Source organism: Rhodoferax sp. SPJ4 (assembly GCF_058216275.1).
The window spans coordinates 795,406-817,068 of sequence record NZ_JBYZMN010000001.1; the positions used below are offsets into that span (position 1 = coordinate 795,406).

26 protein-coding genes are annotated in these 21,663 nt (G+C 67.1%); 21 read left to right on the plus strand and 5 right to left on the minus strand.

The window, feature by feature from the left end; all coding sequences use genetic code 11:
• Positions 1–67: 67 nt before the first annotated feature.
• From bioB to AC4BAR_RS03980, 7 genes are all read left to right on the plus strand, one after another.
• Entirely contained in the window at positions 68–1,123 is a 1,056-nt protein-coding gene (gene bioB / locus AC4BAR_RS03950; RefSeq protein WP_490627187.1) for a biotin synthase BioB, read from the plus strand.
• A 309-nt stretch (positions 1,124–1,432) separates the two neighbouring features.
• Entirely contained in the window at positions 1,433–2,842 is a 1,410-nt protein-coding gene (locus tag AC4BAR_RS03955) for a hypothetical protein (RefSeq protein ID WP_490626505.1), read from the plus strand.
• 335 nt (positions 2,843–3,177) lie between these two features.
• Positions 3,178–3,570, plus strand: a complete 393-nt coding sequence (locus AC4BAR_RS03960; RefSeq protein ID WP_490626506.1) for a VOC family protein — start codon at positions 3,178–3,180, stop codon at positions 3,568–3,570.
• A gap of 21 nt (positions 3,571–3,591) precedes the next feature.
• Positions 3,592–3,804, plus strand: coding sequence for a DUF4287 domain-containing protein (locus AC4BAR_RS03965; protein ID WP_490626507.1), 213 nt, complete (start codon positions 3,592–3,594; stop codon positions 3,802–3,804).
• A gap of 113 nt (positions 3,805–3,917) precedes the next feature.
• Positions 3,918–4,679 (plus strand): hypothetical protein, encoded by a 762-nt coding sequence (locus AC4BAR_RS03970; RefSeq protein ID WP_490626508.1) that lies wholly within the window; start codon positions 3,918–3,920, stop codon positions 4,677–4,679.
• 121 nt (positions 4,680–4,800) lie between these two features.
• Positions 4,801–5,238, plus strand: a complete 438-nt coding sequence (locus AC4BAR_RS03975) for a universal stress protein (protein WP_490626509.1) — start codon at positions 4,801–4,803, stop codon at positions 5,236–5,238.
• A gap of 14 nt (positions 5,239–5,252) precedes the next feature.
• Positions 5,253–5,915, plus strand: a complete 663-nt coding sequence (locus AC4BAR_RS03980) for a class I SAM-dependent methyltransferase (RefSeq protein WP_490626510.1) — start codon at positions 5,253–5,255, stop codon at positions 5,913–5,915.
• A gap of 9 nt (positions 5,916–5,924) precedes the next feature.
• Here the strand turns inward: AC4BAR_RS03980 and nth are convergent, their stop codons facing one another.
• Positions 5,925–6,563, minus strand: coding sequence for an endonuclease III (gene nth / locus AC4BAR_RS03985; RefSeq protein WP_490626511.1), 639 nt, complete (start codon positions 6,561–6,563; stop codon positions 5,925–5,927).
• Positions 6,564–6,640: 77 nt separating this feature from the next.
• Between nth and AC4BAR_RS03990 the strand changes: the two genes are divergently transcribed.
• The 4 genes from AC4BAR_RS03990 (at position 6,641) to AC4BAR_RS04005 (ending at position 11,365) form a co-directional block, all read left to right on the plus strand.
• Entirely contained in the window at positions 6,641–8,296 is a 1,656-nt protein-coding gene (locus AC4BAR_RS03990; RefSeq protein ID WP_490626512.1) for an alkaline phosphatase family protein, read from the plus strand.
• A gap of 67 nt (positions 8,297–8,363) precedes the next feature.
• Positions 8,364–9,551 (plus strand): aminotransferase-like domain-containing protein, encoded by a 1,188-nt coding sequence (locus AC4BAR_RS03995; RefSeq protein ID WP_490626513.1) that lies wholly within the window; start codon positions 8,364–8,366, stop codon positions 9,549–9,551.
• Between the two features lie 135 nt (positions 9,552–9,686).
• Positions 9,687–10,091 carry an MAPEG family protein gene (locus AC4BAR_RS04000; protein WP_490626514.1) on the plus strand — a complete coding sequence of 135 codons (405 nt, stop codon included), beginning with the start codon at positions 9,687–9,689 and terminating at the stop codon, positions 10,089–10,091.
• A gap of 29 nt (positions 10,092–10,120) precedes the next feature.
• Positions 10,121–11,365: an NADH:flavin oxidoreductase/NADH oxidase family protein gene (locus AC4BAR_RS04005; protein ID WP_490626515.1), complete on the plus strand. Its 1,245-nt coding sequence runs from the start codon at positions 10,121–10,123 to the stop codon at positions 11,363–11,365.
• 3 nt (positions 11,366–11,368) lie between these two features.
• Here AC4BAR_RS04005 and AC4BAR_RS04010 read toward each other — a convergent pair whose 3' ends face one another.
• Positions 11,369–11,626: a hypothetical protein gene (locus AC4BAR_RS04010; RefSeq protein ID WP_490626516.1), complete on the minus strand. Its 258-nt coding sequence runs from the start codon at positions 11,624–11,626 to the stop codon at positions 11,369–11,371.
• Between the two features lie 72 nt (positions 11,627–11,698).
• Here AC4BAR_RS04010 and AC4BAR_RS04015 point away from each other — a divergent pair, with 72 nt between their 5' ends.
• From AC4BAR_RS04015 to AC4BAR_RS04025, 3 genes are all read left to right on the plus strand, one after another.
• On the plus strand, positions 11,699–12,058 hold the full coding sequence (locus AC4BAR_RS04015) for a translation initiation factor Sui1 (protein WP_490626517.1): 360 nt from the start codon (positions 11,699–11,701) through the stop codon (positions 12,056–12,058).
• A gap of 124 nt (positions 12,059–12,182) precedes the next feature.
• Complete coding sequence (locus AC4BAR_RS04020; protein ID WP_490626518.1) at positions 12,183–12,749, plus strand: DUF2889 domain-containing protein; 567 nt, start codon at positions 12,183–12,185, stop codon at positions 12,747–12,749.
• Positions 12,742–12,993: a hypothetical protein gene (locus AC4BAR_RS04025; RefSeq protein ID WP_490626519.1), complete on the plus strand. Its 252-nt coding sequence runs from the start codon at positions 12,742–12,744 to the stop codon at positions 12,991–12,993. Before AC4BAR_RS04020 ends, AC4BAR_RS04025 begins: the two co-directional genes overlap by 8 nt.
• A 12-nt stretch (positions 12,994–13,005) precedes the next feature.
• Here the strand turns inward: AC4BAR_RS04025 and AC4BAR_RS04030 are convergent, their stop codons facing one another.
• Together AC4BAR_RS04030 and AC4BAR_RS04035 are read right to left on the minus strand one after the other, a co-directional pair.
• On the minus strand, positions 13,006–13,233 hold the full coding sequence (locus AC4BAR_RS04030) for a hypothetical protein (RefSeq protein WP_490626520.1): 228 nt from the start codon (positions 13,231–13,233) through the stop codon (positions 13,006–13,008).
• 21 nt (positions 13,234–13,254) lie between these two features.
• Positions 13,255–13,881 carry a 3'-5' exonuclease gene (locus tag AC4BAR_RS04035; RefSeq protein WP_490626521.1) on the minus strand — a complete coding sequence of 209 codons (627 nt, stop codon included), beginning with the start codon at positions 13,879–13,881 and terminating at the stop codon, positions 13,255–13,257.
• 57 nt (positions 13,882–13,938) lie between these two features.
• Here AC4BAR_RS04035 and AC4BAR_RS04040 point away from each other — a divergent pair, with 57 nt between their 5' ends.
• Together AC4BAR_RS04040 and AC4BAR_RS04045 are read left to right on the plus strand one after the other, a co-directional pair.
• Positions 13,939–14,244 carry a hypothetical protein gene (locus tag AC4BAR_RS04040; RefSeq protein WP_490626522.1) on the plus strand — a complete coding sequence of 102 codons (306 nt, stop codon included), beginning with the start codon at positions 13,939–13,941 and terminating at the stop codon, positions 14,242–14,244.
• A gap of 90 nt (positions 14,245–14,334) precedes the next feature.
• A complete protein-coding gene (locus tag AC4BAR_RS04045; protein ID WP_490626523.1) occupies positions 14,335–14,682 on the plus strand; it encodes a DUF6172 family protein in 348 nt (115 codons plus the stop codon).
• Positions 14,683–14,714: 32 nt separating this feature from the next.
• On the opposite strand, the gene AC4BAR_RS04050 is transcribed toward AC4BAR_RS04045, so the two are convergent.
• A complete protein-coding gene (locus AC4BAR_RS04050) occupies positions 14,715–15,983 on the minus strand; it encodes a DEAD/DEAH box helicase (protein ID WP_490626524.1) in 1,269 nt (422 codons plus the stop codon).
• A 188-nt stretch (positions 15,984–16,171) separates the two neighbouring features.
• Between AC4BAR_RS04050 and AC4BAR_RS04055 the strand changes: the two genes are divergently transcribed.
• The 5 genes from AC4BAR_RS04055 to AC4BAR_RS04075 all read left to right on the plus strand — a co-directional run bounded on the left by AC4BAR_RS04055 (position 16,172) and on the right by AC4BAR_RS04075 (position 21,540).
• Entirely contained in the window at positions 16,172–17,404 is a 1,233-nt protein-coding gene (locus tag AC4BAR_RS04055) for an ABC transporter substrate-binding protein (protein ID WP_490626525.1), read from the plus strand.
• A gap of 103 nt (positions 17,405–17,507) precedes the next feature.
• Positions 17,508–18,383, plus strand: coding sequence for a branched-chain amino acid ABC transporter permease (locus AC4BAR_RS04060; protein ID WP_490626526.1), 876 nt, complete (start codon positions 17,508–17,510; stop codon positions 18,381–18,383).
• Between the two features lie 2 nt (positions 18,384–18,385).
• Positions 18,386–20,329: a branched-chain amino acid ABC transporter ATP-binding protein/permease gene (locus tag AC4BAR_RS04065; protein ID WP_490626527.1), complete on the plus strand. Its 1,944-nt coding sequence runs from the start codon at positions 18,386–18,388 to the stop codon at positions 20,327–20,329.
• Positions 20,330–20,351: 22 nt separating this feature from the next.
• A complete protein-coding gene (locus tag AC4BAR_RS04070) occupies positions 20,352–21,071 on the plus strand; it encodes an ABC transporter ATP-binding protein (RefSeq protein ID WP_490626528.1) in 720 nt (239 codons plus the stop codon).
• A 16-nt stretch (positions 21,072–21,087) separates the two neighbouring features.
• Positions 21,088–21,540 (plus strand): DUF2721 domain-containing protein, encoded by a 453-nt coding sequence (locus AC4BAR_RS04075; protein WP_490626529.1) that lies wholly within the window; start codon positions 21,088–21,090, stop codon positions 21,538–21,540.
• Positions 21,541–21,663: the final 123 nt, after the last annotated feature.

A 21,663-nucleotide genomic window follows, 5' to 3' on the forward strand; every position in this document is an offset into this window, starting at 1 on the left:
GGGCCGGGTGCCTTGCCCCTTCATCTTTCATTCAGGAGTGTCTATGGGTTCCACCGAAGTGCAAGCAATGGCCGCGGTTCAGCAGGCTGAAAAACAGGGCGCCGCGCCCTGGACGGTGGCCGCCGTCGAGGCCTTGATGGCCTTGCCGCTGTCTGACCTGATGCACCGCGCCCAGACCGTGCACCGTGCAAACTTCGACCCCAACGAGGTCGAGTTCGCCACGCTGCTGTCGGTGAAAACCGGCGGCTGCCCCGAAGACTGCTCCTACTGCCCGCAGGCCGCCCGCTACGACACCGGCGTGGAAGCCACCAAGCTGATGGAGCCGGCCGACGTGCTGGCCGCCGCCCGCGCCGCCAAGCAGGCCGGCGCCACCCGCTTCTGTATGGGCGCGGCCTGGCGCGCCCCCAAAGACCGCGACATCGAAAAGGTGAGCGAGCTGGTGCGCGGCGTCAAGGCGCTGGGCCTGGAAACCTGCGGCACCTTGGGCATGCTGGAAGAAAGCCAGGCCCAGGCGCTGGCCGACGCCGGCCTGGACTACTACAACCACAACCTCGACACCGCGCCCGAGTTTTACGGCCAGATCATCACCACCCGCGACTACCAGGACCGGCTGGACACGCTGGGCCATGTGCGCACCGCCGGCATGAAGGTCTGCTGTGGCGGCATCGTCGGCATGGGCGAAGGCCGCCGCCAGCGCGCCGCCCTCATTGCCCAATTGGCCAACCTCAGCCCCTACCCCGAGTCGGTGCCCATCAACCACCTGGTGAAGGTGGAAGGCACGCCGCTGGCCGACCAGCCCGACCTCGACCCGATGGAGTTTGTGCGCACCATCGCCGTGGCCCGCATCACCATGCCCACCGCCCGCGTGCGCCTGTCCGCCGGCCGCCGCCAGATGGGCGAAGCCGTGCAAACCCTGTGCTTTTTGGCCGGCGCCAACTCCATCTTCTACGGCGACAAACTGCTCACCACCGACAACCCCGAGTCACTGGACGACCTGGCGCTGATGAAGAAGCTGGGCATGTACCCGCGCGGCGGCCAGCTGCCCGAGGCGGTGCCGGCGGCACAAGGCGGCAGCTGTGCCGTGCCGGCGGCTGCGCAAGGCGGTGGTTGCGGCTGCAACTGAGTTTGACGCTGCGCCCGGTGGGCGCGGTTTGAACAGACCCTTGAAACCGGTCTTCCGAATGGTTCGGGAGACCGGTTTTTGTTTGGGGGGATAAGGCCAGGAGTGGCAGTGGGGATGGCCGGTATGCAGCGATTGCTGCCGGTCGCCACAACAAGCCAGGTGACCGCTGCCGGCCCGAAGCGGACGTTTCACGGGCAGGTAGGTCTCTAGTAAGTCAAGGCACACTCAGTCATGTAAGTGAGCGCAGCGACCAAACAAACTCTGCGTCAGCTTCATGACCGAGGTCATCATAAAAATTGTAGGAATGCAATGGACTCCTTTCTTAATGCAACCCTGGGCACATTTTTTACCCCTCGGATGGAAATGCGCCTTTTCGATAAGGCGGAGAAATTTACAGCGGAAGCCGCAACGAATGGGAACTTGCTCACATATGTCCACGAGCACGTTCACTATTTTCAGACACTGTTCACAGGTTACGGCCATATTCAATGGAGTAGTTTCAGGCAAGCTTCAGGCTTTACTCACCGTAAATGGCAAGAGCTTTGGCCGGCTATGGGCGGGCCAAGGATTCCTCTAGCCAACTGCAATACGAGTTTGGACATACACCAGAACGCCCATTTCCTCTACAAAGTGTTCGAGGAGCAGAACAAGATAGGCCAAGCTCGGTTCGTCACGATCCCCGGCGCCAAGACAGTTGACGCTTTGAAGCTGACGCTTATCACTCAATCTTGGCGAATCAACCCAGAGATCACAACAGCCAAGGGAGCACGAGAGCTGTGTACCAAGGACATATTGGAAGGTCACGCCTTTTTCATTGAACGCTCTTTCGCAAATCAGATCCTTGGAATGCCGCAGGACGTTGCATGGGACAGATCGGGGATCCCTGATGTTTACACCACGGCATACGATTGGTTTGTGGAGCGGTGCGGAGAGTCCGCCCGCGAGCTATTCCCCATTGTGTGCGATCTTTCTTTGCAGATAAGTTGGAAGCCACTGATACCCTCTACTGAAGATGAATGGCGGGCATCAAACCCTTCATGGCGGTTCCATTTGCTAACCGATACGCTCGCAGCTGCGCCAGAGATCATCATAGATATGGAAGGGGGCTGGCAAGAACGCTACGTGGAATTCTGCGATCAGCTACTAGAAAGCTGCCAATTCAAAGGGCTAAATCAGATTCTTTTTGAACGATTGCAAGCACTCATCGATCTTGAGCGCCATCCTGGTATATCGCCTATGCAGCGCATCATGAAGAAAGCCGTGGAACTCAGGATCGACCAACCATGGATTTCGGTCTACCCCACCGGCACCGAAGTTGAACTCATGAAGCTCTTCGAGGAATTTCGCATTCCGGCGGTGCTAGTTGAGGGGCGTTATCAGGCTCAATCACCCGTAAATGCCGACATGGTCACAGAGCTGATTGGAGAGCTGCACTACCAAGCGTTTAATGATCAGTTACTTGGTAGTCCTTCTGCGTCCGCACGCAAAACCAATAGCATCGAATGTGGCTTTTCTAAATTTAACGTTTTCAACGGATGTCCTTTCCAGGTGAGCGGAGAATGCATTGGACGGTTTGATCCCAGGGAGGGCCTACCAATACCTCTGTCACATGACTCCGCTGGGAACATAGAAGGGTGTACGTTTGGAGCACTATTTCATTCCTCAGGAATCCGCGTTGAAGATCTGCAAGTGGACTATGGCACCCGGTTTGACACTTAAATTCGGGCCTGCGGGAAATCAGTCAGATTTATTTATCAGGTAGACCGTCCGCTTTGGGTCGGTAGCTGTCGCTCGTTAAGCATCTGCTGAACGACCGCAACCAGCCTGAAGCGGTCTCTAACCCCGTGGTTTCCTCGCACGTGTGTGGCGGGCGAATCATGGAATCCGCAGCCGTCGCGTCGATATCGGCCATCAAAGCGCTTTGATAAAGTAAGTTAGTCATTGTCTACGGTCGGGCTTACTCGGGCTTCGCTGCAGAATGCAGGGCCAACCAAGCACTCGGGCGCTCCAGCAAACCACCCGCACTGTCACCCACAAACCATCAGGAGACACCCATGTTCAGCCACGTCATGGTCGGCACCAACGACATCGCGCGAGCCAAGCGCTTCTACGACGCCGTGTTGGGCGTGGTAGGGGCGGGCGAGCCGTTCCGCCACCAGAACGCCACCGGGCAGGCGCGCCTGTTCTACCGTCACAACGGCGTGTCGTTCGGCGTGAGCGAGCCGCTGAACGGGGAGCCGGCCACCTGTGCCAATGGCGGCACCATCGGCTTCAACTGCACCTCGCCCGAGCAGGTGCAGCAGTTCCACGACGTGGCGGTGGCGCATGGCGGTGTGTCCATCGAGGCGCCGCCTGGTCTGCGCGATGGGCCCGCGGGCGCGGTCTACCTGGCCTATGTGCGCGACCCCGACGGCAACAAGCTCTGCGCCCTGCACCGGCCGGCGTGAACGCATCCGGGCATTGACGTCATGGCTTCCGAAGGCAAAGTGACCGGGCCGGCCTCGTACTTCCCGTCGATCGAGAAGACCTACGGCCAGCCGATTGCGCACTGGATGCAGGTGCTGGCCCAGGCGGGGCCGCGCGAGCACATGGAACTGGTGGCGCTACTGAAAACCGAGCACGCACTGGGCCATGGCCACGCCAACGCGCTGGTGGCCTGGCATCTGGCCCAGCGCAAATAGCCCGGGCCCACGCGGCGTTTCAACCGGCAACGCCGATGGCTTGGGCCATGGTGTTGCAGGGCAGGGGGCGGGCACACGGCCAGCCAATAATGGAGGGCCTTGTTGCCCACCTCATGCTGAAAAACACCTCTCCCACCGCGCTCGCTTTCACCCTGGTCTGGTGCGCCGCCACGGCGGTTCAGGCCGCACCGTATGAACTGACGGTGTATGCCGACGACGTTGCCGCACCGGGCGAGACGGAGCTGGAAACCACCTTTTCCGTGGCCCGGCCGCGCAGCACGGCGGTCTCGACCGGCCATGTGGGGCAGATGCTGCTGGAGGTGACGCACGGCCTGGCGCCAGGGCTGGAAATCGGCCTGGAGCTGCCCGCGGTGTACACCGCCCACACCCGCAAGCTGCAGGGCATGGCCGTCGAGCTGCAGTACGTGGCGCCGCACGACAAGGCCGGCGGCTGGTTCTGGGGCGTGCGGGGCGGGCTGGGGCGCATCGCCTCGGTGTACGAGGATGACACGGCCTTGCACCTGGAGGTCAACCCCATCATCGGCTACCGCGGCGCCGGTTACCGGCTGGTGTTCAACCCCTCGGTGGAGAAGGCGCTGCGCGGTCCGGAAACCACGCCGCGCTTCCAGCCCTCGGCCAAGTGGGCGGTGCGCGCCTCTGGCCGCACCGAGGTGGGGTTGGAGTATTTTTCAGACTGGGGCCCTGCCCGGCAACTGCTGGTGCCCCGCCAGCGCAACGAGACGCTGTACCTGGTGTGGGACAAACAGGCTTCTTTCGGCCGCTTCAATCTGGGCCTGGGCCAGGCCCTGCGGCCGCGCGCGGGCAGCGACGACAAATGGGTGCTGAAGCTGGGCCTGCAGTTCGACGCCGACTGAGCGCGCACCTACCGCCTGGCAAATGCCCCTGCCTTGCGCCAGATCAGTTGTGCGGGCCCGGCAATCGGTCTATCCTCACTTGAATCGCTCACCCCGTGGGCGCATGAATCGGAGGCACACCGTGTACAAGCGCATCCTGTTGGCCTATGACGGCACCGAGCCGGGGCAAAAAGCCCTGCTCGACTGCCGGGACCTGGCACATTGGAGCGGCTCCGAGCTGTTTCTGGTGGCGGTGATGCCCGCCACCACCGGCATCGTCAGCCTGGAGGGCGGGGTGTACGACCAGGCCCTGGCCGACCGCGAACGCGCCCGCTACGACGCGGTGCTGGCCGACGGCCTGCGCCGGTTGGGCGAGGCCGGATTCACCGCCAGCGGCGAGGTGCTGATTGGCGAAACCATCCAGGAACTGACCCGCTACGCCACCAAGATCGACGCCAACCTGATCGTGGTGGGCCACAAGCACCTCGACGGCTGGGCCGCCCGCTGGTGGCGCGGCTCGGTGTCGGGCGCGCTGATCGAGCATTCGCCCTGCAGCGTGCTGGTGGTCATTACCCACTGACCTCCTCGCAACCCATGACCCCCTCGACGGGCGCCCGCGACAACCCGCAGGCGCTGGCCCAATACCGGCAGCGCGCCGCCACCTACGACCTGGAACTGGCCAGCTTCGAGCCCCTGCGGGTGCGGGCCATTGCCCGGCTGGGCCTGCGGCCCGGCGCCACCGTGCTCGACATCGGCTGTGGCACCGGCCTGAGCCTGGCGGCCTTGCAGGCTGCGGTGGGCCCTGGGGGCCGGGTGGTGGGGGTGGAGCCCTCACCCGAGATGCTGGCGCTGGCCCAGGCCCGGGTGGCGGAGCAGGGCTGGGCCAACGTGACCTTGGTGGAGTCCCCGGCCGCGACGGCCGCGTTGCCGGCCCAGGCCGATGCCGCGCTGTTCCATTTCACCCACGACGTGCTGCGCCAACCGGCCACGCTGGCCCATGTGCTGGCCCACCTGCGGCCGGGCGGCCAGGTGGTGGCCACCGGCCTCAAATGGGCGGGGGGCGGCGCTTACGCCTGGGCCTGGCCGGTCAACTGGTGGGTGGGCCAGGCCGCCGGTTATTCGGTGACGGCCTTCGAAGGGCTGGACGCGCCCTGGAGCCATTTGGCCGAGCGGCTGGACGGCCTGCAGCTGGAGCGGCTGTGGCTTGACACGGTGTTCATGGCCGCCGGCACCCGGCCCACGACCCGTCGCCACTGAAGCCCGCGCTCAGGGCGCCGGCGTCTTGGGCTTGAAGCTGCAGTAGGCGGCCACGCCGCATTGCCAGCACAGCGGCTTGCGGGCCTGGCAGACATAGCGGCCATGCAGAATCAGCCAGTGGTGGGCGTCCACCATGTACTCGGCCGGGATGCGCTGCATCAGCTTGCGTTCCACCGCCAGCGGGTTCTTGCCCGGCGCCAGGCCGGTGCGGTTGCCGAGCCGGAAGATGTGGGTGTCCACCGCCATGGTGGGTTCGCCAAAGGCCACGTTCAGCACCACGTTGGCGGTTTTGCGGCCCACGCCGGGCAGGGCCTCCAGCGCCTCGCGGGTGCGTGGCACTTCGCCACCATGCTGCTCCACCAGAATACGGCAGGTTTCCATCAGGTGCTTGGCCTTGCTGCGGTACAGGCCGATGGTCTTGATGTGCTCCTCCAGCCCGGCCAGGCCCAGCGCCAGGATTTTCTGCGGCGTGCCGGCCACCGGAAACAGCTTGCGCGTGGCCTTGTTCACGCCCACGTCGGTGGCCTGGGCACTCAGCAGCACCGCGGCCAGCAGCTCAAACACGGTGGTGAATTCCAGCTCGGTGGTGGGCTGCGGGTTGGCGGCCTTCAGCGTGGCAAAAAAGGGGGCGATATCGTCCTTGCGCATGGCGCCCAGTGTAGGGTCTGTGCGGGGTGACAATCGCCGCTGCCACCGCCCCCACCACGCTTTTTCCGGAGCCCACCATGAGCCTGACCCGCCGCCATTTTTCTGCGCTGTGCGCGCTGGCCCTGGCCATGGGTCTGGGGGCCTGCACCACGCCGCAGGCCGCGCCATCCGCACCGCCCAAGCTGGTGGTGTTGCTGGTGGTGGACGGCCTGCCGCAGCGCCAGCTGCTCGACTACCGCGACCAGCTGGCCCACGACGGCCTGGCCCGGCTGCTGAACCGCGGCGCCTGGTTTGCCCAGGCCCACCACGGCCAGGCCTTCACTGTCACCGCCGCCGGCCATGCGACGCTGCTCACCGGCGCCACGCCGCAGCGCACCGGTATCATCGGCAACGACTGGCGTGACCCGGCCAGCGGCGAGCCGGTGTACTGCACCAGCGACAGTGCCGCCCGCTACATCGGCCACCCCACCAAGCCTCTGGACGGCACCAGCCCGAGAAACCTGCGCGCCGAGTCGCTGGGCGATGTGCTGGTGCAGCGCCAGCCCGGCTCCAAGGTGCTGGCGGTGTCGGGCAAAGACCGCGGCGCCATCCTGCCGGCCGGCCAGCGCGGCACGCCCTACATGTACATGGCCAGCACCGGCCGCTTTGCCTCCAGCACCCACTACATGGCGGCCCACCCGGCCTGGGTCGAGGCCTTCAATGCCGCCCGGCCGGCTGACCGCTTCTTCAAAACCGCCTGGACGCCGCTGCTGCCCGAGGCGGCCTACGCCCGTTCGCTGCCCGATAACCAGCCCTGGTATGCCCCCGGCGGCCAGCTGCCCATGGCCATGCTCGACGCCGACGCGGCCGCGCCTACGCCGGCCTTCTACGCCGCGCTGCTGCGCAGCCCCTTTGCCGACGCGCTGACGCTGGACTTTGCCCGCGCCGCCATCGAAGGCGAGCGCCTGGGCCAGCGTGGCGTGACCGACCTGCTGAGCATCAGCCTGTCGGGCCATGACTACGTGAACCACGCCTTTGGCGCCGAGTCGCGGCTGTCGCACGACCATTTGCTGCAGCTCGACCGGCAGCTGCAGGCCTTTTTCCGCGACCTTGATGCGCGCTTGGGGCCCGACGGCCACCTGGTGGTGTTGACCGCCGACCACGGCTTCATGCCGGCGCCGGAAGACCTGGCGCGGCGCGGCCAGCCCAGCGCCCGCATCACGCTGGGCCGCACGCTGGCCCCGGTGAACGCCGGCCTGCAGTCCCAGTTCGGCCCCGGCGAATGGGCACGCTTTTCGGCCTCCAGCCTGTGGCTCAACAAGGCCTTGCTCGCCAGTACCGGCACTGACGCCAACGCGGTGGCCGAGGCCGCCCGCCGCCTGCTGCTGGCCCAGCCCGGCATTGCCGCGGCCTACACCCGTCGCGAGCTGTTGGGCAATCCGCCGCCAGCCGCTGACGCGCCGCTGTTTGCCGCGATGCGCAAGTCCTGGCACCCCGAGGTGTCGGGCGAGGTGCAGTTCACCATCCTGCCGAACTGGATGGTGGGCACGGGCTACGCCGCCACCCACGGCTCGCCCCACGCCTACGACACCCAGGTGCCCCTGGCCTTCTATGGCCCGCGCTGGGTGGCGCCGGGGCGGGTCGACGGCCGGGTGGAGGTGAGCGGCATCGCGCCCACGCTGGCCGCCATCCTGGGCCTGCCGGTGCCGTCCAGCGCCGAGGGCCAGCCCCTGCCTTTGCCCCGGCGGCCCTGAGATGCGAGCTTGCGGTGGCCCTCCCTAAAATGGGCAGTTCTGTCCCGACCTTCACGCCCGCCCCACCATGCAATTCGCTTCCCGCCTCGACCAGATCGAAACCTCCGCCATCCGTGAGCTTTTCAAGCTGCTGGGCAAGCCCGGCATCGTCAGCTTTGCCGGTGGCTTTCCCGACAGCGCGATGTTCGACGTCGAGGGCATCCGCGCGGCCAGCGAGGCCGCGCTGCGGGAGGAGCCGGGTGCGGCGCTGCAGTACGGCGCCACCGAGGGCTACCAGCCGCTGCGCGAACAGATCAGCGCCTTCATGCAGACCAAGGGGGCCGACGTCAAGCCCGAGGGCCTGATCGTCACCACCGGCAGCCAGCAGGCGCTGGACCTGCTGGGCAAAACCCTCATCAGCCCGGGCGACAAGGTCATCGTCGAAGGGCCTACCTTCCTCGCCACCATCCAGTGTTTCCGGCTTTACGGCGCCGAGCTGGTGAGTGCACCTGTAGACGGGCAGGGCGTGGACACCGACGCGCTGGAGCGGCTGATCGTCGAACACAAACCCAAGTTCATCTACCTCATCCCCACCTTTGGCAACCCCAGCGGCGCGCTGCTGAACCTGGAGCGCCGCCGCCGCGTGCTGGCGCTGGCGGTGCAGCACGACGTGGTGGTGGTGGAAGACGACCCCTATGGTGATTTGTACTTTGGTGCGCCACCGCCGCCCAGCCTGCTGGCGCTGAGCGACCAGGTGCCGGGCAGCCGCGAGCGCCTGGTGCACTGCGGCTCACTCAGCAAGGTGCTGAGCCCCGGCCTGCGCATTGGCTGGATGGTGGCGCCGCCCGAGCTGCTGGCCCGCGCCACCATGTGCAAGCAGTTCAGCGACGCCCACACCAGCACCTTTGCCCAGGCCACCGCCGCGCATTACCTGCGGGCCGGCCGCATGCCGGCCACGCTGGCCAAGGTGCGCCAGGTCTACGCCGAGCGCGCCCAGGCCATGGGCGCGGCGCTGACCCGCGAGCTGGGCGAGGCCATCGCCTTCACCCAGCCCCAGGGCGGGCTGTTCTTCTGGGCCCGGCTGACCGGCGCCAACGGCCACACCCAGGACGCCGCCGCCTTTGCCAAACGCGCCATCGACCAGCTGGTGGCCTTTGTGCCCGGCGCGCCGTTTTACGCCACCCACCCGGACCCCGCCACCCTGCGCCTGAGCTTTGCCACCGCCGACGTGGCCAAGATCAACGACGGCGTGGCCCGGCTGGCCCGGGCGCTCTGAGCGCCCGCACTACCACAGCGGTTTAGAGGGGCTGGTCTACATCTGCGTCACCCACGGCTCAGTGGCCGACCCCGGCCCGGTGCTGTAATGCGCCGCAGCCGTCCGAGGTGGGCGGCGCGACACCGGAGACCGACCATGACCCCTCTTCAGGCCCTGCTGGGCTTCACCGGCTGGACGCTGCTGCTGGTGGCCGCGGTGCTGCTGTACCGTGGCCTGCGCTTCGTGACCGGCACGCCGATCAACAACTGGCCACGCGGTGCCAAGCCCGCCACCGACCCGGCCTTCATGCGCCGGCTCGAAGACGCCCATGCCAACTGCCTGGAAAACCTGCCGGCCTTTGCCGTCATCGTGCTGGCCGCTGCCGCACTCGACAAGACCGCATTGATCGCGCCGCTGGCCGCCTGGGTGCTGTACGCCCGCCTGGGCCAGAGCCTGGTCCATCTGCTGGGCACCAGCGGCCCGCTGGTGTTGCTGCGCGCCACCTTCTGGAGCGCCCAGCTGGGCCTGTTCTTCGCCATGCTGTGCGCCTTGCTGCGCTGAGCCCGTCCTTCATTTTCACCGAGTCCGCCATGCCCACTGCCCAGCCGCTGCTGAATCAACCCCTGACCCTGCCCAACGGCAGCGTGCTGCGCAACCGTCTGGCCAAGTCGGCCATGAGCGAGGCCCTGGGCACCTACGACAACCACCCCACGCCCCGGCTGGTCACGCTGTACCGGCGTTGGGCAGCGTCGGGCATTGGCCTGCTGATGACCGGCAATGTGATGATCGACCGCCGCGCTTTGGGCGAGCCGGGCAACGTGGTGATCGAAGACGAGGCCGATCTGCCGCTGCTGCGCCAATGGGCCCGCGCCGCCACCGACCAGGGCGTGGCGCTGTGGGTGCAGCTCAACCATCCCGGCAAGCAGTCGCCCAAGGGCCTGAACGCACGCAACCTGTCGCCCTCGGCCGTGCCCTTCCGGCCCGACCTGCAGGCCTTTTTTGACACGCCGCACGAGGCCACCGAGGCCGAGATCCAGGACGTCATTGCGCGCTTTGGCCGCAGCGCCGCCATCTGCAAAAAAGCCGGCTTCAGCGGCGTGCAAATCCACGGTGCCCACGGCTACCTGGTGAGCCAGTTTCAGTCGCCACACCACAACCAGCGCACCGACGGCTGGGGTGGCAGCGCCGAGAAGCGACGCCGCTTTGTGCTGGCGGTGTATGCCGAGATCCGCCGCCGGGTGGGGCCGGATTTCCCGGTGGGCATCAAGCTCAACTCGGCCGACTTTCAGCGTGGCGGCATGGACGAGGCCGAGTCGGCCGACACCATGCGCGCGCTGGCCGAGGCTGGCATCGATCTGATCGAGGTCTCGGGCGGCACCTACGAGGCACCGGCCATGACCGGGGTCACCAAGCAGAAGGCGTCCACCGCGGCCCGCGAGGCCTACTTTCTGGACTTTGCCGAAAGCCTGCGCCGCACCGTCAAGGTGCCGCTGATGGTGACCGGGGGCTTCCGCAGCGCCGCCGGCATGAACGCCGCGCTGGCCAGCGGCGCGCTGGACCTGGTGGGTGTGGCCCGGTTGCTGGCCATCGACCCCGACGCCCCGGCCGCGCTGCTGCGTGGCCAGGACAGCCGGCAGCGGGTGAAACCCATCCGCACCGGCATCGGCCTGGTGGACCGCGCCGCGATGATGGAGGTGATGTGGTACACCCGCCAGCTCAAGCGCATCGGTGACGGCGGCCAGCCGCGCCCCGGTGAGAGCGGTTTGTGGGCCTTTCTGGCCTCGGTGGCGCACAGCGGCTGGGGCAGCTTTCGCACCCGCCGCCTGCGCGCCTGAGGCTCAGGGCCGGGTCGGTGCGCCCGGCTTGAGCTTGGCCCAGTGCAGCAGGCCGAACAGCAGCGTCAGCGTGATGCCGTCGATCAGCGGGCCGGGCTGCCGACGCAGCAGGCGCAGCACCGCCAACAGCTCCAGCGTGTGGATGGCCAGCAGGCCCAGCGCCAGGTAATGCACCAGCGTCACCGTCGGGAAGGGCCAGACCGCGCCCACCAGGCTGGCAACGTAAATGGCGAGGCAGCCCGCCTTGAATGTGTTTTGCATGGGGCGGGAGTCTAACGGGCCGGGCACAATCGCCGCGTCAGGCGCGAGACAGCGCTTCCAGGAGAACCACAGATGCAAAAACGCGAGGGCGGCGGCCTGGTCTATTCCACCGACAGCGGCCGCATGTGCCCGGCCTGCCGCCAGCCGGTGGCGGCCTGTGTGTGCCAGCAGGCCAAGCCGGTGCCGGCCGGCGACGGCGTGGCCCGGGTCAGCCGCGAGACCAAGGGCCGCGGCGGCAAGGCGGTGACGGTGGTGCGGGGCCTGCCGCTGGACGCGGCGGCGCTGGAGGCGCTGGGCAAACGCCTGCGCACCTTTTGCGGCGCCGGTGGCACGGTCAAAGACCAGGTGCTGGAGGTGCAGGGCGACCATGCCGAGCGGGTGGTGGCCTGGCTGGTGCAGCAGGGGCTGAAGGCCAAGCGCGCCGGCGGCTGAGGGCCTGTGGGCAGGGCCTTGCCCGCAGGTGACAGCCGGAAAATCCGCCAGGCTGAGAGAATACGGGTTTCCCCTGAGATTGGTGCCCGCCATGCCGCTGCCCGAACCCACTGAGCGCACCCCCTTGCACACCCGTGCCGTGGTCTACCGCGGTTACCACCGCGCCGACGGCCTGTGGGACATCGAGGCCGAACTCACCGACACCAAGGCCTATGAACTCGAAGGCACGGAGCGCGGCGACCTGCCGCCCGGCACCCCCATCCACGCGATGACCATCCGCGCCACGGTGGACGACGAGCTGGTGATCCAGGCCATCGCCAGCAGCACCGAGTCGGCGCCGTTCGACGAATGCCAGCAGGGCGGCTCGCCCATGCAGCGCATGGTGGGCGTGAAGATGGGCCCGGGCTGGCGCCAGGCCATCGAGCGGGCGCTGGGTGGCGTGAAAGGCTGCACCCATTTGCGCGAGCTGCTGTTCAACATGGCCACCGCCGCCTACCAGACCATTCCGGTCTACCAGTGGCGACTGCGCCGCGAGGCCGGCCTGCCGGTGGTGGCCGACGGCCAGCCGCCTTACCACCTGGGTCGTTGCCTGGCCTGGGACTTCAACGGCCCGGTGGTGGCCCGCTTGCACCCGGAGTTTGCCGGCTGGCAGCCATTGCAAAAAATGCCCAGGGAGGTCGCCGGTGGCTGAGGCCTTCAGCACCGACGACTACAAGCTCTTCCCGTCGCCGCGCAACCGGCACCGGGTGCTGTTCGAGCACGAGCTGTTTGTGCCTTACCCCTATGCGCTGATCGACCTGCCCAGCTTCCACCTGAAGGGCAAATCCAGCCTGTTCGCCGCCTGCCGGCTGGCCGACCACAAGATGGGCCAGCTGGTGAGTTTCGAGCTGGCCGAGGACATGGCCCGCTTTCAGGCGCAGTTCACGCCCGACTGAGGGCAGGGCGGGTCAGGGCGCCCGGTGCAGCCGGGGCGCCGACAGCAGGGCCAGGTTGTCGGTCACCGCGTCGTCGACCTCGGGCCAGCGCCCGGCCAGTGGCGGCACCGCCAGCAGTTTGCGCAGCGCCATCAGGTCCTTGACGGTGGGGGCGACCTTGATCTGTGCGATGGCCGCGGCGGTGTTGCCACCGCGCAGGATGGCGGCCACCTTGTCGGCCCAGGGGTTGGTGCGTGCCATGAGAAAAAATCCTTGAAGGGTTCAGGCCGCGGCCGGCTCGGTGCGCGGCGACAGGCTCAGCGCCTGGTAGACCCGCAGCGCGGCCCAGGCGTCGTTGGCGGCGTACATCAGCTGGGCCTCGCTCAGGCGCGGGGCGGCCCAGTTGGAGGTGCTGGCCTTGCCCGACTTGGCAAAGCGCTGGTTGAACAGCACCGCCACCGCGCCCTTGACACCCACCTCTTGCCGGTAGCCGCGCTGGCGAAACACATGGTTCAGGTCCAGCACGCCCTCGGGGGTGACGCCCAGTTTGCTGGCGATGCGTTTGCGGTCGTCGCCCAGGCCAAAGCCGGCCTTGGTGATGTGGGCCGCGTCCAGCAGCGCCGCCACCGCGTCGCGGCAGGCGGTGTCGTGCAGCTGGAAGACCCAGGCCCGCTCGGTGGTGGCGAGTTGCACCACATGCGGCCCGTCGGACACCTCCAGCTTGACGAAGGTGGGTTTGGACTCGGTGTCAAAGCCCCACACCGGCGCGTCCAGCAGCGCGGCCCGCGCCTCGCGGGCCTGCGGGCCGTCGGCCACCAGCGTGATCTGCGCCAGGCCCAGGCGCTCGAACGGCGGCAGCAGCGCGATGGCTTCCTTGCCGGGGACCTGGGGGCGGGGGGTGGGGTTCATCGGGGCAGAGCATAGCCGGGTTTGGGTGCCGGCAGGCGCGACAATCCCACCCTGCCCATGAGTTACACCCTGACCCTGTTTGACGCCGACGACGCCTCGCCCACCGAGCGCGCCGCGGCCGAGCGCCGTTTCCGCCAGGCCCTGGAGGCGGTGCTGGGCGACGCTGCGCTGGTCTGGCCGATGTTCAGTGCCCACCGCCGGCTGGTCGGCATCTACGGCGAAGCCCCCGAGGCCGACGCGCTGACCGAGGCCGAGCGGCTGGTGTTTGAACAATGGCAGGCGGCCGAGCTGGCCGCGGTGACGGCGGCTTTTGGCCCGCACCGCTACATGGGCGACGCGATGTACGAGCTGGGGCCGGGCTGAGGCGCAGGCCTGCCACGCTGGCCCGTGTACCATCGCCACCCCCACCCCCGATTTCCCACCGTCCCGCCAGGGCACCATCGAAAGCCCGCCATGAGAAAAACATTCGAACTGCGCCCCGAAGGCAAACACCCCGACCGGGTGCTGGAAGCGGTGAAACACGAGATTCGCAAATACCTGCGGCGCGAGCGCCGCCGCACGCCCCCCGCGGGCGTGGATTTCTGGGACTTTGATTGCCGCATCGGCGCCAGCGCCGACACCGCCGAGGTGGTGCATGTGGCGGCGCTGATTGGCGCGCTGGACGCGCTGGCCAAGGGCGGCGCCACCCATGCCTACGCCGAGGTGCTGGCCAAGCATGGCCACCGCACGCAGCGGCCGGTGGTCGAAAGTGAAGAGGGCGCTGAGCCCGCTCCGGCCGCTGGCGACAGCCCAGAGGCCTGAGCCGCTGGGCGCTGCCGCGTCAGTCCCGCCGTTCAGTCTGGTGTTTGGCCGGCAGCGGCCTTGGCTGGGGCGGCCCGCAGCTTGTCTTTCTTGCTGGGCCGAACGCCCTTGATGCCGCCATTGCCCGGCGCCGGCGGCGGCACCGGCTCGGTGGGCTCGAAACCGGCCACCACCTCGCGCGGCAGGCTCAGCCGCTGGCGCTTTTCAATCAGCTGGAAATGGGCTTCGCTGGCCGGGGTGACAAAACTCACCGCCAGCCCGCTGGCGCCGGCCCGGCCGGTGCGGCCGATGCGGTGCACATGGTCGACCGCCGAGCGTGGCAGGTCGAAATTCACCACCACCGGCAGGTCGGGCAGGTCGATGCCGCGGGCCGCCAGGTCGGTGGTCACCACCACCTCCCAGCGCTCGTCCTTGAACTCGTCCAGCACCTGCTGGCGTGCGCCCTGGCTCAGCTCGCCATGGAAGGCGGTGGCAAACACGCCGGCCCGGTAGAGCTTTTCGGCCACCATGTCGGCGCTGTGGCGGGTGGCCACAAACACCAGCACCCGTTGCCAGCCGTTGTCCTTGATGAGCTGGCGCAGCAACTGGGTGCGGCGGGCGGTGTCGACCGCGATGGCGCGCTGCACGATTTGCGGCTCATGGGCCGGCGCGTCGTCCACCGTCACCCGCACCGGGTTGCGCAGCAGGCCCTGGGCCAGGGCTTCCAGCGCTGGCGGGAAGGTGGCCGAGAACATCAGCGTTTGGCGGGACGGGGCGGTCAACAGCGCCAGCACGCGGGCCAGTTCGTCGGCGAAGCCGAGGTCCAGCAGGCGGTCGGCTTCGTCGAGCACCAGCAGGCCCACGTCGCCCAGGCGCAGGCCGTTGTGGGCCACCACGTCGAGCAGCCGGCCGGGGGTGGCCACCACCACGTCGGCGCCGCCACGCAGGGCCAGCAGCTGCGGGTTGATGGACACGCCGCCGAACAGCACCGCCAGCCGGGGCGCTGGCTGCAGATGGAGTGACAGCCGGCGCAGCACATCGCCCACCTGGGTGGCCAGTTCGCGGGTGGGCACCAGCACCAGCGCCTGGGTGCGCCGCTTGCCGCTGGGCGGCGGCGCTGTCAGGCGCTGCAGCAGGGGCAGGGCAAAGGCGGCGGTTTTGCCCGAGCCGGTCTGGGCCGAGCCCAGCACGTCCTGGCCGTTCAAGGCCGGCGGGATGGCCTGGGTCTGGATGGCGGTGGGGGTGGTGAAGCCGAGTTCGGCCGCTGCCTGGGCGAGGGCCGGGGCGAGGCCTGCGGTGCGGCCGAATTCTTGGAAGGGCATGGGGTGGGGCGAGTGTAACGGTCGACCCTGCGGCGGCCCCCCGCCTCTGTGCGGCAGAGCACCAAAGTAGCAAGGGTTTTCACTCCGTCGCCAACACGACAGCACCCTGTTTTTGGCGTTGCTGCAGTCCTAGAATGGGCCAGCGCCTTTTTAGGGGGTGCACCCTATTTTTCCATGGAGACGACGCGATGAACCTGAAGAAAACACTGACGGTGGTGGCCCTGGCCTGTTCCAGCCTGGCGGCTTTGGCGGCCGACCCGATCAAGATCGGCGTGGCCGGGCCCTTCACCGGCGGCTCCTCGTCCATGGGCGTGAGCATGCGCGACGGCGTGCGCCTGGCCACCGAAGAAATCAACAAGGCCGGTGGCGTGATGGGCCGGCCGCTGGTGCTGGTGGAGCGCGACGACGAGGCCAAGAACGAGCGCGGCGTGCAGATCGCCCAGGAGCTGATCAACAAGGAGAAGGTCGCCGCCACGGTGGGCTTCATCAACACCGGCGTGGCCCTGGCGGCCCAGCGCTTCTACCAGGAAGCCAAGATCCCGGTGATGAACAACGTGGCCACCGGCTCGCTGATCACCCACCAGTTTGACGACCAGCCCGAGAACTACATCTTCCGCAACGCCGCCCACGACAGCATCCAGGCGCCGATGATTGTGGAAGAGGCCATCACCCGCCGCGGCTTCAAGAAGGTCGCCATTCTGGCCGACTCGACCAACTACGGCCAGCTGGGCCGGGCCGATCTGGAAAAGGCCCTGGGCCTGAAAAACATCAAGCCGGTGGCGGTGGAGAAGTTCAACATCAAGGACGTCGACATGACGGCCCAGCTGTTGAAGGCCAAGGAAGCCGGCGCCGAAGCCATCCTGACCTACGCCATCGGCCCCGAGCTGGCGCAAATCGCCAACGGCATGACCAAGCTGGGCTGGAAGGTACCGATGATCGGCAGCTGGACGCTGTCCATGGCCAACTACATCGACAACGCCGGCCCCGGCGGCGAGGGTGCGCGCATGCCGCAGACCTTCATCCAGGAACCGACCACGCCCAAGCGCCAGTCCTTCATCGTGTCCTACCTGAAGACCTTCAACCCCAAGAACAGCCGCATCGACTCGCCGGTGTCGGCCGCCCAGGGCTATGACTCGATCTACCTGCTGGCCGCGGCCATCAAGCAGGCCGGCACCACCGATGGCCCCAAGGTCAAGGCCGCCCTGGAAGACCTGAAGACGCCGGTGGATGGCGTGGTGACCACCTACAACAAGCCCTTCTCCAAGACCGACCACGAGGCCATCACCGCCAACATCCCGGTGTTCGGTGAGGTCAAGGGCCAGCGTGTGGTGTACGCCTACCCGGACGACCAGAAGAAGGCCTCGGAAATTCGCGTCAAGGACGTGAATGCCAAGGGTGCCCTGGCACCGGTCAAGAAGTAAGCTTGGATCCAAGCAACGCGCCGTGCCGGTGAAAGCCGCACGGCGCGGTTTTTTTGAGCGGTGCGCATCCTGCGGCACCGCGGTTTGAACGGACGGAAACGGTATGCAAATCCTGACCCAACTGGTGTTCAGCGGCATTGCGCTGGGCATGATTTACGCGGTGATCGCGTTCGGTTACCAGCTGACCTTTGCCACCTCGGACACGCTGAATTTCGGCCAGGGTGACGCGCTGATGCTGGGCGCGCTGGTGGGCCTGAGCCTGGTGGGCCTGGGCGTCAACTACTGGTTGATGATTCCCATCGTCTGTGTGTTCGGAGCGCTGCAGGGCGCGGTGGTCGAGCGCATCGGCGTGCGGCCGGCGATCAAGATCAAGAGCGAGTTCGGCTGGATCATGTCCACCATCGCGCTGGGCATCATCTTCAAGAACGTGGCCGAGAACGTCTGGGGCCGGGACGACCTGAAGTTTCCGTCGCCGCTGCCCGAGTCGCCGATGAAGTTCCTCAACGCCAACGTGCTGCCGATGGAAATCCTGGTGGTGGTGGGTGCGGTGCTGATGATGCTGGCGGTGGAGGTGTTCAACCGCAAATCGATCTACGGCAAGGCCGTGGTGGCCACCTTCAATGACCGCGACGCGGCCAAGCTGATGGGCATCAACACCGGCCTGGTGATCACCTTCTCGTACGCGCTGTCGTCGATGACTGCCGCCTTCGCCGGCGTGCTGATCGCCCCGCTGACCCTCACCGGCGCCACCATGGGCGCGGTGCTGGGCCTGAAGGCCTTTGCGGTGGCCATCATCGGTGGCCTGACCAGCGGCATGGGCATCATCATCGGCGGCATCATCCTCGGCGTGGCCGAGACCACCACCGGTTTCTATTTGTCCACCGGCTACAAGGATGTGCCCGGTCTGGTGCTGCTGCTGATCGTGCTGGCGCTCAAACCGGCCGGCCTGTTTGGCAAATCTGCGATCAAGAAAGTCTGAGCATGAAGCCTTTGCAAATGGTGCTGGCCCTGTTGGGCATCGCGGCCGTCGCCGTCTTCCCTATGGTGTCGGGCAACCCGTATTACATCCACCTGGTCGAGACCATCATGATCTACGCGATCCTGCTGTTCGGCCTGGACATCGTGGTCGGTTACACCGGTCAGGTGTCGCTGGGCCATGCCGGCTTGTTCGGCATTGGCTCCTACACCGCTGGCGTGCTGGTGATGAAGCTCTCCGCGCCGCTGTGGGTCACGCTGCCAGCGGCGATTGCCATCACCGCCTTTGCCGGTGCGCTGCTGGCGCTGCCGGCGCTGCGGGTCACCGGGCCTTACCTGGCCATGGTGACGCTGGCTTTTGGCACCATCATCCAGATCCTGATCAACGAGATGACCTTCCTCACCGAAGGCCCGCTGGGCATCAAGGTCGACAAACCCGAGCTGTTCGGCCACAAGTTCAACGAGCACGAGTTCTACTGGGTGGTCTGTGTGGCGCTGCTGGCCTCGCTGGTGTTTGTGCACCGGGTGCTGCGCTCGCAGCTGGGCCGGGCCTTCGAGGCGCTGCGCGGCAGCCCGGTGGCGTCGGACTGCATGGGCGTGTCGGTCTACCGCTACAAGGTCTACGCCTTTGTGATCAGCGCCGGCCTGGCCGGTTTGGCCGGCTCGCTGTACGCCTACTCCGAGCAGTACATCTCGCCCAACACCTACAACTTCGAGCTGACCGTGCTGTTCCTGCTGGCCACCATCATGGGCGGCCGCAAGACCCGCACCGGTGCGCTGCTGGGCGCGGCCATCATCGTGATGCTGCCCAAGCTGCTGGACGACATCGAGATCTTCCGCACCGCCTCGGTGGGTTTTGCGGTGCTGATCGCGCTGGGCAGTGCCTACCTGCTGGCGCGCCAGAAAACCACCGTGTCGCGGGTGGCAATCCCGGTGGTGGGCAGCATCGCGCTGGCCGGCGTGTCCTATGTGCTGACCACCATGACCGACTGGCGGCTGTCCATCTTCGGCCTGATCACCTTGTTTGTGGTGTATTTCCTGCAAGACGGCATCGTCGGTTTTGTGCGCCAGACCCTCAACATGGAAGGCCACGCCCGCACCGACGCCGAGGCCACCCGGAGCCTGGCCACGGGCACGCTGGCGCTGCAGCACGCCACCGGCTCGGGCGCGCCCGAGTTGCTGCTGGCCAAGCAGGTGCTGATGCAGTTCGGCGGCCTGAAGGCGCTGAACAATGTCGACCTGCGGGTGCAGCGCGGCACGGTGCATGGCCTGATCGGCCCCAACGGGTCCGGCAAGAGCACGATGATGAACGTGCTGACCGGCATCTACGTGCCCACCGCCGGCAGCATTGATTTCGAAAACCGCTCTGTGGTGGGCCGCACCTCGTCGGACATCGCCTTGTCGGGCATTGCCCGCACCTTCCAGAACGTGCAGCTGTTCGGCGAAATGACGGCGCTGCAGAACGTGCTGGTGGGCCTGCACCACACCTTCCACAGCAACCTGATCGACGTGGCGCTGCACACGCCGCGCTACGGCCGCGAACGTGACCAGAGTGCCGCCCGTGCCCACGCGCTGCTGCAGTTCGTGGGCCTGAGCGACCTCGCCGGTGAAGAGGCGCGCAACCTGCCGTACGGCAAGCAGCGGTTGCTGGAAATTGCCCGCGCGCTGGCGCTGAACCCCCAACTGCTGCTGCTCGACGAGCCGGCCGCTGGCCTGACCGCGCCCGACATCAAGGAGCTGGTGGCCATCATCGGCAAGATCCGTGGCGAAGGCATCACCGTGGTGCTGATCGAGCACCACATGGACGTGGTGATGTCCATCTGCGACACCGTGACCGTGCTCGACTTCGGCCAGAAGATCGCCGAAGGCACGCCGGCGGCGGTGCAATCCGACCCCAAGGTCATCGAGGCCTACCTCGGTGGCGACGCGGCCGCGCTCGAAGCCGCCTGACCGACCCCAGGGGATACCCACCATGCTCAAAATTTCCAACCTGCACGCCGGCTACGGCAAGGTCGAGGTGCTGCACGGCATCAGCCTCGAGGTGGCCAAGGGCCGCGTCGTCACGCTGATCGGCAGCAATGGCGCCGGCAAGACCACCACCATGCGCGCCATCTCCGGCATGATCGCGCCGCGCGAAGGCACCATCCTGCTCGGCGACAAGGACATCACCGGCCGCGAGTCTTACCACATCGCCAAGCTGGGCCTGGCCCACTCGCCCGAGGGCCGGCGCGTGTTTGCCACCATGACGGTCAACGACAACCTGCTGCTGGGCGCCTTCCCGCGCTTCACCGGCGCCCGCCCCAAGGGCGATGTGGCGGCCGACCTGGAGAAGGCCATGGAGCTGTTCCCGCGCTTGAAGGAGCGCCGGCTGCAGCTGGCCGGCACCCTGTCGGGCGGCGAGCAGCAGATGCTGGCCATGGCCCGCGCGGTGATGCTCAACCCCGAGGTGGTGCTGCTCGACGAGCCTTCGATGGGCCTGGCGCCCATCCTGGTGGAAGAGGTGTTCAACATCATCAGCCGGCTGAAGAAAGAGGGCGTCACCATGCTGCTGGTGGAGCAGTTCGCGGCCGCGGCGCTGGCGGTGGCCGACTACGGCTATGTGCTGGAAAACGGCCGCATCTCGGTTCACGGCCCGGCCGACAAACTGCGCAACGACCCGGCGGTGAAAGCGGCCTACCTCGGCGGGCATTGAGGTAAATTCGTCGGGCATGGCTTTCCCGATCGACCCGAACACCGTCGCCCACGGCATCCAGCTGGCCGTGGCGCCGGTGTTTCTGCTGACCGCTGTGTCCGGCATGATTGGCGCGGTCGCCACCCGGCTGGCCCGCATCATCGACCGGGCCCGCATCGTTGAAGGCGGCCTGGACATCAGCCAGGACCCGCAGCGCCGCGCCACCGGCTGGCAGGAGCTGGCCGAGCTGCGCACCCGTGGCCTGCTGGCCAATGGCGCCATCGCCTTGCTGACGCTGTGCGCCTTCATGATCGGCCTGACCATCATCGTGTTATTCATCGGTGAGACCACCGAGTTGCAGATCCTGCGCATCGCGGTGGTGGGCTTTCTGGCCGGCGTCGTGTGTTTTCTGCTGGCGCTGGTGTGTTTCCTGGCCGAGACGGTCATTGCCACCCGCATGCTGAACTTCGGCCGGCCGCTGGGTCGCTGACGGCCCGCCGCCGCCCGACTTCGGTCTGAGCCCGCCGGAGGGGTGGCCGACCGGTCGACCCACCGGCACCCCCAACCCCGCCGTGCGGCTTTCTTGATGCCCTTGCTGTGAGACCCGTCCTGG